At 69.3% G+C, this 6,885-nt stretch carries 6 protein-coding genes; 2 read left to right on the forward strand and 4 right to left on the reverse strand.

Annotation, left to right across the window (positions count from 1 at the left end; all coding sequences use genetic code 11):
• Positions 1–100 precede the first annotated feature (100 nt).
• The 3 genes from RMO85_RS13255 to RMO85_RS13265 form a co-directional block, all read right to left on the reverse strand.
• Positions 101–907 carry a metallophosphoesterase family protein gene (locus RMO85_RS13255; protein ID WP_310529196.1) on the reverse strand — a complete coding sequence of 269 codons (807 nt, stop codon included), beginning with the start codon at positions 905–907 and terminating at the stop codon, positions 101–103.
• 82 nt (positions 908–989) lie between these two features.
• Positions 990–3,308 (reverse strand): sodium-translocating pyrophosphatase, encoded by a 2,319-nt coding sequence (locus RMO85_RS13260; RefSeq protein WP_310529197.1) that lies wholly within the window; start codon positions 3,306–3,308, stop codon positions 990–992.
• Positions 3,309–3,465: 157 nt separating this feature from the next.
• Entirely contained in the window at positions 3,466–3,801 is a 336-nt protein-coding gene (locus tag RMO85_RS13265; RefSeq protein ID WP_310529198.1) for an anti-sigma factor antagonist, read from the reverse strand.
• 166 nt (positions 3,802–3,967) lie between these two features.
• On the opposite strand from RMO85_RS13265, the gene RMO85_RS13270 reads away from it, so the two are divergent.
• Together RMO85_RS13270 and RMO85_RS13275 are read left to right on the forward strand one after the other, a co-directional pair.
• Positions 3,968–6,304, forward strand: a complete 2,337-nt coding sequence (locus RMO85_RS13270; RefSeq protein WP_310529199.1) for a DEAD/DEAH box helicase — start codon at positions 3,968–3,970, stop codon at positions 6,302–6,304.
• A gap of 9 nt (positions 6,305–6,313) precedes the next feature.
• Positions 6,314–6,613 (forward strand): hypothetical protein, encoded by a 300-nt coding sequence (locus RMO85_RS13275; protein WP_310529200.1) that lies wholly within the window; start codon positions 6,314–6,316, stop codon positions 6,611–6,613.
• Positions 6,614–6,617: 4 nt separating this feature from the next.
• Here the strand turns inward: RMO85_RS13275 and RMO85_RS13280 are convergent.
• Positions 6,618–6,885: Rv3654c family TadE-like protein (locus tag RMO85_RS13280; protein WP_310529201.1), on the reverse strand; the 268-nt coding region annotated here is incomplete at its 5' end.

Genomic DNA, 6,885 nt, shown 5'->3' on the forward strand with positions numbered 1-6,885 from the left:
GTCGGCCACCGCGTCGTAGGTGAAGTCCGCGGCGACCAGCGCGGCTCGCAGCTCGGTGGCCAGGGTGAGCTCGGTCATGGCGACAGTCTTCCAGCGGGCATCAGGCAGTCGCCGGTGCGGGCTCTCGCTCGTGATAGCCCGTCACGGGCAGTCCGGCACGGATCTCGTCGAGCTGGCCGCGGTAGAGCCCGTGCCGGAGCTCGAGCGCGTAGCCGTCGTACTGCGGCATGTCGAGGTCGCGCGCGGCGGCGAGCTCGGCCTCGATGTCGTACGGCACCCGGACGTAGGCGATCGACCACGGGGCGGGTTCCTGGGAGTCGACCTCGCCCTCGAGGATGCAGTAGAGCGGCGTCGGGTCACCCATGCAGTTGCCGACGCTCCCGGTGTTGAACGACGTGCGGCCCTCGAGCTGGCACTCGTAGAACGGATCGTGGGTGTCGCCGTAGCCGACGACGTCCGGGACCGGCCCGTTTCCGGTGGCCGGGGTTTTGGTGAACAGCGCCTCGAACTCTGCCTGCGAGCGGACGTAGCGAACGCGCCGGTGCACGGTCTCCTCGCTCGCGTGGAAGAGCCGGACCCGGCGACCACTCAGCCAGAAGTCGTGGCTGAAGGCGAGCCCGCGCAACCAGGCGCCCTGTCCCGGGCCGAGCTGTTCGAGCCACCACGTGAGTGCCTCGTTGTCGAAGGTGCGCGCGGGGTCGGGGAGGAAGTCGTCCCAGTTGCCGAGCAGGTTGACCTCGCACCGCTCGCGGCACAGGTCGACCACCTCGCGACCGCGCGGACCCTTGCCGACGTAGTCGCCGAGGTTGAAGATCCGCGTGATGCCACGCCGATCGATGTCGGCCAGCACCGCCTCCAGTGCCGTCAGGTTGCCGTGCACGTCCGAGATGAGCGCGATCCGATCCATGCGTTCACCCTGTCACGCACGAACGACGACGGCCCGCCGGATTGCTCCGGCGGGCCGTCGTCGTACTGATGTTGCTGGTTGATCAGGTGGTCGCGTGCGGCGCCATCGCCGAGGAGCCGGCGTTGTCTCCGTCGTCGCTGATCGCGACCTCACGTTGCTTGGAGATGTAGATCGCCACCGCAATGATGCCGACCGCGACGACCGCGATGATGATCCGCAGGGCATCGTTCTGGTCCTTGCCGATGCTCATCGACACCACAGCGCTGGCGATGAGCAGCGAGACGAGGTTCATCACCTTGATCAGCGGGTTGATGGCAGGACCGGCGGTGTCCTTGAACGGGTCACCGACGGTGTCACCGATGTTGGTGGCCTCGTGGGCGAGCGAGCCCTTGCCGCCGTGATGGCCGTCCTCGACGAGCTTCTTGGCGTTGTCCCAGGCGCCGCCTGCATTGGCCAGGAAGACAGCCATCAGGGTGCCGGTGCCGATCGCGCCGGCGAGGAAGCCTGCCAGTGCGGTCGCGCCCAGGCCGAAGCCCACCGCGATGGGAGCCAGGACGGCCAGGATGCCCGGCGTGACGAGCTCGCGCAGGGAGTCCTTGGTGACGATGTCGACGACCTTGCCGTACTCCGGACGACCGGTGCCCTCCATGATCCCGGGAATCTCCCGGAACTGGCGACGGACCTCGAAGACCACGGCACCCGCCGCGCGGGCCACGGCGTTGATGGCCAGCCCGGAGAAGAGGAAGACCACACAGGCGCCGAGCAGGATGCCGACCAGCACGGCCGGGTTGAAGACGTCGAACTGCAAGAACTCGTCCTGCGCCGGGTTGGCCTCGACCAACGCCTCGAACACCGAGGTGGCGTAGGAGCCGAACAGCGCGGTCGCGGCGAGCACAGCCGTCGCGATCGCGATGCCCTTGGTGATCGCCTTGGTGGTGTTGCCGACCGCGTCGAGCTCGGTGAGGATCTGCGCGCCCTCCGGGCTGATGTCGCCCGACATCTCGGCGATGCCCTGCGCGTTGTCGGAGACCGGACCGAAGGTGTCCATCGCCACGATCACGCCGACCGTGGTCAGCAGGCCGCAGCCGGCCAGCGCCACCGCGAACAGCGAAACGGTGAGCGTGGCGCCACCGAGCAGGTAGGCACCGAACACGGCAGCGCCGATGACCAGGGTCGTGTAGACCGCGGACTCGAAGCCGACGGAGAGACCGGCGAGGATCACGGTGGCCGCACCGGTGAGCGAGGTCTTGCCGACGTCCTTGACGGGGCGGTGCTCCGTGCCGGTGTAGTAGCCCGTGAGCGCCAGGATCCCCGCAGACATCACGATGCCGATGACGACGGCGGACGCAGCGATGAACCGTGGGTCGCCCTCGGCGCCGACGAGCGCCTCCGAGATGTTGGTGAACTCGGCGAAGCTGCTGGGCAGGTAGACGTAGGACAGCACGATGCTCGCCACGGCCGCGATGCCCGAGGAGATGTAGAACGAGCGGTTGATCGTCTTCAGCCCGTTCTCGCCCGCCTTCGGCTTGGTGAGGTAGACGCCCGCCACTGCAGTCAGGGCGCCGATGGCCGGGATCAGCAGCGGGAACACGAGACCCTTGTCGCCGAACGCCTGCGAGCCGAGGATCAACGCGGCGACCAGCGTGACGGCATACGACTCGAACAGGTCCGCGGCCATGCCGGCGCAGTCGCCGACGTTGTCGCCGACGTTGTCGGCGATGGTGGCGGCGTTGCGCGGGTCATCCTCGGGGATGCCCTGCTCGACCTTGCCGACCAGGTCGGCGCCGACGTCGGCCGCCTTGGTGAAGATGCCGCCGCCGACTCGCATGAACATCGCGAGCAGGGCGGCGCCGAAGCCGAAGCCCTCGAGCACGTCGGGCGCGGTGTCCTGGAAGAAGAGCACGACCAGGCTGGCACCGAGCAGGCCCAGGCCGACCGTGAGCATGCCGACCATGGCGCCGGTGCGCAGACCGATGGTCATGGCGGGCTCGCGTCCGACGCTGTCGGCGGCGGCCGCCACCCGGAGGTTGGCGCGCACGGCGAGGTTCATGCCGAGATAGCCGACCGCGGACGAGAAGCCGGCGCCCACGATGAAGAACACGGAGCGGAAGATCCGCACGGTGGTGTCGTCGGCCGGCAGCACGAGCAACGCGAAGAACGCGATCACCGCGAAGATGCCGAGAGTGCGGAACTGCCGGGTCAGATAGGCGTTGGCGCCCTCCTGGACGGCTAGGGCGATGGTCTTCATGTTGTCGGTGCCTTCACCGGCGGCCAACACCTGCTTGCGGAACATCACTGCCATCGCGAGCGCGCCGAGCGCGATCGCGAGGACGACGATGACCAGAAGCTGGTTGGTGCCCGTGAGTTCCGGCTCCACGACTGCGGGAACGATCCCAGCCATGTGCGTCCTCCTGGGGAGTGGTGCGTCTAAGTACGAACGCGCGGGAGTCTACGCACCTGTGATCGCGATCACGCGACGGGATGTGCCACGCATCCAGATCCGCGGAGGGTCTGCGTCAAGCCAAGCATCGACCGCGGCGCGCGGCAGGGCAGGACGCTCAGCTGGCGACCGACGGGTCGGCGGAGTCGTGGATCACGAACACCTTCGACAGGCCGGTGATGCGGAAGATCTTGAGGAGGCGCTCCTGGGAGCAGACCAGATCGAGCGAGCCGTCGTGGGCACGGACCTTCTTCAGGCCACCCCCGAGCACACCGAGACCGGTCGAGTCGAGGAACTCGACGGCTTCGAGGTCGATCACGATGTTGTAGGAGCCCTTGCTCACGAGCTCGGTGATCTGGTCGCGCAGCTTGGGCGCCGTGTAGACATCGATCTCGCCGCCGACCGCAACAATGGCGCGGCCATCTTCCTCGCGCGTCGCAAGGGTCAGGTCCACGACTGCTCCAGTTCGGAAGAAACCCATCCGGAGCAGGACGCCCCGAATGCTGCCGGAGTTATCAAACCATGAGAGCAGCGATCCATGCAGTTGGACGCGTGACCTGGGGATGGACAGGGACCGAGCCGGCGCCCACCTGTCGGTGCCGTTTGCCACACTGCGCCGTGTGAGCACCCTCGATGGACCACCGCATCGCCAGGTGGCCGAGGTGGTGGCACGCCTGACCGCGGTGCCCGGCCGTGAGGGTCGACTGCGGCACCTGGAAGTGGTTGCGCCGCGCGCGGCGGTGTCCGTGCCGTGGCCCGACTGGGTCAGTGAGGACGTCCGGGCGGCCTTCGTACGCACCGGTGTCTCGGCGCCCTGGCAGCACCAGGCGGCCGCCGCGGATGCGGCGCGGGCCGGGCAACACGTCGTCCTCGCCACGGGCACCGCCTCCGGAAAGTCCCTGGCCTACCAGGTGCCCGCGCTCACGGCGATCCGCGAGTCACGGGGTCGACGGGGCGAGCGCGGCGCGGGTGTCCTCTACCTCGCGCCGACCAAGGCACTGGCCAATGACCAGCTGAGCGGCATCGCAGCTCTGGGCCTCGATGTGCGCGTTGCCACCCACGACGGCGACAGCACGCACGAGCAGCGGGACTGGACTCGCGACTACGGCGAATACGTCCTGACCAACCCCGACATGCTGCACCACTCCCTGCTTCCCCGCCATGCCCACTGGGCGCCCTTCTTCGGCTCGCTGCGCTATGTCGTGATCGACGAGTGCCACCACTACCGCGGCGTCTTCGGTGCGCACGTCGCGCACGTCCTGCGGCGGTTGCGGCGGATCTGCGCGATGTACGGCGCCTACCCGACCTTCATCCTGGCCTCGGCCACCGTCGCCGAACCCGAGGTCGCCGCGGGGCGACTCACGGGGCTCGACGTGCTCGCCATCACCGCCGACCACTCCCCCCGAGGGCAGGTCTCGCTGCTGCTGTGGGAGCCGCCGTTCACGTCCTACGCGGGCGAGAACGGAGCGCCGGTCCGTCGGGCGGCGTCGTCGGAGGTCGCCGAACTGCTCGCCGATCTCGTCGCCGAGGACGTCCGCACGCTCGCCTTCGTCCGCTCTCGGCGCGGGGCCGAACAGGTGGCCGCCACCGCCGCCGAGCTCCTCGCCGACGTCGATCCCTCGCTGCCCGGACGCGTCGCGTCCTACCGCGGGGGCTACCTGCCCGAGGAACGGCGCGAGCTGGAGGCGGCCCTGCGTCGTGGTGACCTGACGGGGCTCGCGGCCACCAACGCGCTGGAGCTCGGCATCGACATCAGCGGACTCGACGCGGTGCTGATCGCCGGCTTCCCCGGCACCAGGGCAGCGCTGTGGCAGCAGATCGGGCGCGCGGGGCGCGACGCCCAGGATGCGCTGGGCGTGCTGGTGGCCGGAGCCGACCCATTGGACACCTACCTCGTCAATCACCCCGAGTCGCTGCTCGGCCAGCCGGTCGAGGCGACTGTCTTCGATCCGAGCAACCCGTATGTGCTGGGCCCGCACCTGTGTGCCGCGGCGCAGGAGCATCCGCTGGCCGAGGCCGACCTTCCTCTGTTCGGCGACAACGCACGCCTGGTCGTCGACCAGCTCACCGAGGCCGGGCTGCTGCGCAAGCGCCCCCGGGGATGGTTCTGGACCGATCGCCGCCGGGCCAGCGATCTGGCCGACATCCGCTCGAGCGGTGGCGCCCAGGTGCAGCTCATCGAGTCGGAGACCGGTCGGGTGATCGGCACCGTCGACGCCTCGAGCTCGCACGGCACGGCTCATGCCGGCGCCGTCTACGTCCACCGCGGCGAGACCTGGCTCGTCGAATCACTCGACCTCGAGGAGCACGTGGCCTCGATGCACCAGGCCGACCTGCCCTACTCGACCTCCGCGCGCGAGATCACCGACATCTCGATCGTCGCCGAGCGCGAGCATCGCTCCTGGGGGGATTGTCGCCTGTCGCTGGGCGAGGTCGACGTGTCGCACCAGGTCGTCTCCTTCCTCAAGCGCCGTCAGCCGGGCGGTGAGGTGATCGGTGAGGAGCTGCTCGACCTGCCCGAGCGGTCACTGCGCACCTGCGCGGTGTGGTGGACCGTGCCCGGCGACGTGCTCACCCAGAGCGGTCTGGTGGCCGCCGACGTGCCGGGTGCGGCGCACGCCGCGGAGCACTGTTCGATCGGGCTGCTTCCTCTCTTCGCGACCTGCGACCGCTGGGACATCGGTGGCGTCTCCACCGCGATGCACGCGGACACCGGTCGCCTCACGGTGTTCGTCTACGACGGTCACCCGGGAGGTGCGGGCTTCGCGGAGCGCGGGTTCCGTGCGGCCCACGACTGGCTCACCGCCACCCGCGAGACCATCGCCGGCTGCGAGTGCGCGTCGGGTTGCCCGTCCTGCATCCAGTCGCCCAAGTGCGGCAACCAGAACAACCCGCTCGACAAGGACGGCGCCATCGCGCTGCTGGACCTGCTCCTCGTCGGTGCGCGCGCCGAGTAACCTGCCGTCATGGTCATCCTCGGACTCATCCTCATCATTGTCGGTGGCATCGCGATCCTGTCGGCGCTGTTCGTCAGCGAGCCCGGCACCGGTGCCGAACTGCTCGGCTTCAACGTCACCACCATCGAGATCTTCCTGGCCGGCGTTGCCGCTGGGGCAGCGATTCTGTGGGGGTTCTCGCTCATGAAGTGGGGCACCAAGCGCACCTTGGCTCATCGCAAGGACCGCAAGGAGCTCAACAAGCTCAGCGAGCGTCTCGACCGCGCCGAGTCGGAGCGCCAGGCGGACACCCCGGACGAGCGGATCTGACGCCTCACCCGGACGGGTCAGCCGGTCCCGCTCGGGCCTGGGCGGTGACGCCATAGCGACGATCGGCCAACCGTGGGCCGTCCAGGTGGACCGCGATCGTGACGACTGTCGCGGACACCTCGCACTGCGCGAGCACGGCGCCGTTGGCCGCAGCGATGTCACCGGCCACGGCGCAGGCGTCCGCGCCTGCTACCGCGGCGGAGGCGCCGGCCAGCGCCGCGAGGTCAGCGGCTGCCTGGGCCGAACGCTGGGTGAGCACGATGGCGGCCACC

Source organism: Nocardioides sp. (assembly GCF_031422975.1).
In the GTDB taxonomy this organism is placed as follows: domain Bacteria; phylum Actinomycetota; class Actinomycetes; order Propionibacteriales; family Nocardioidaceae; genus Nocardioides.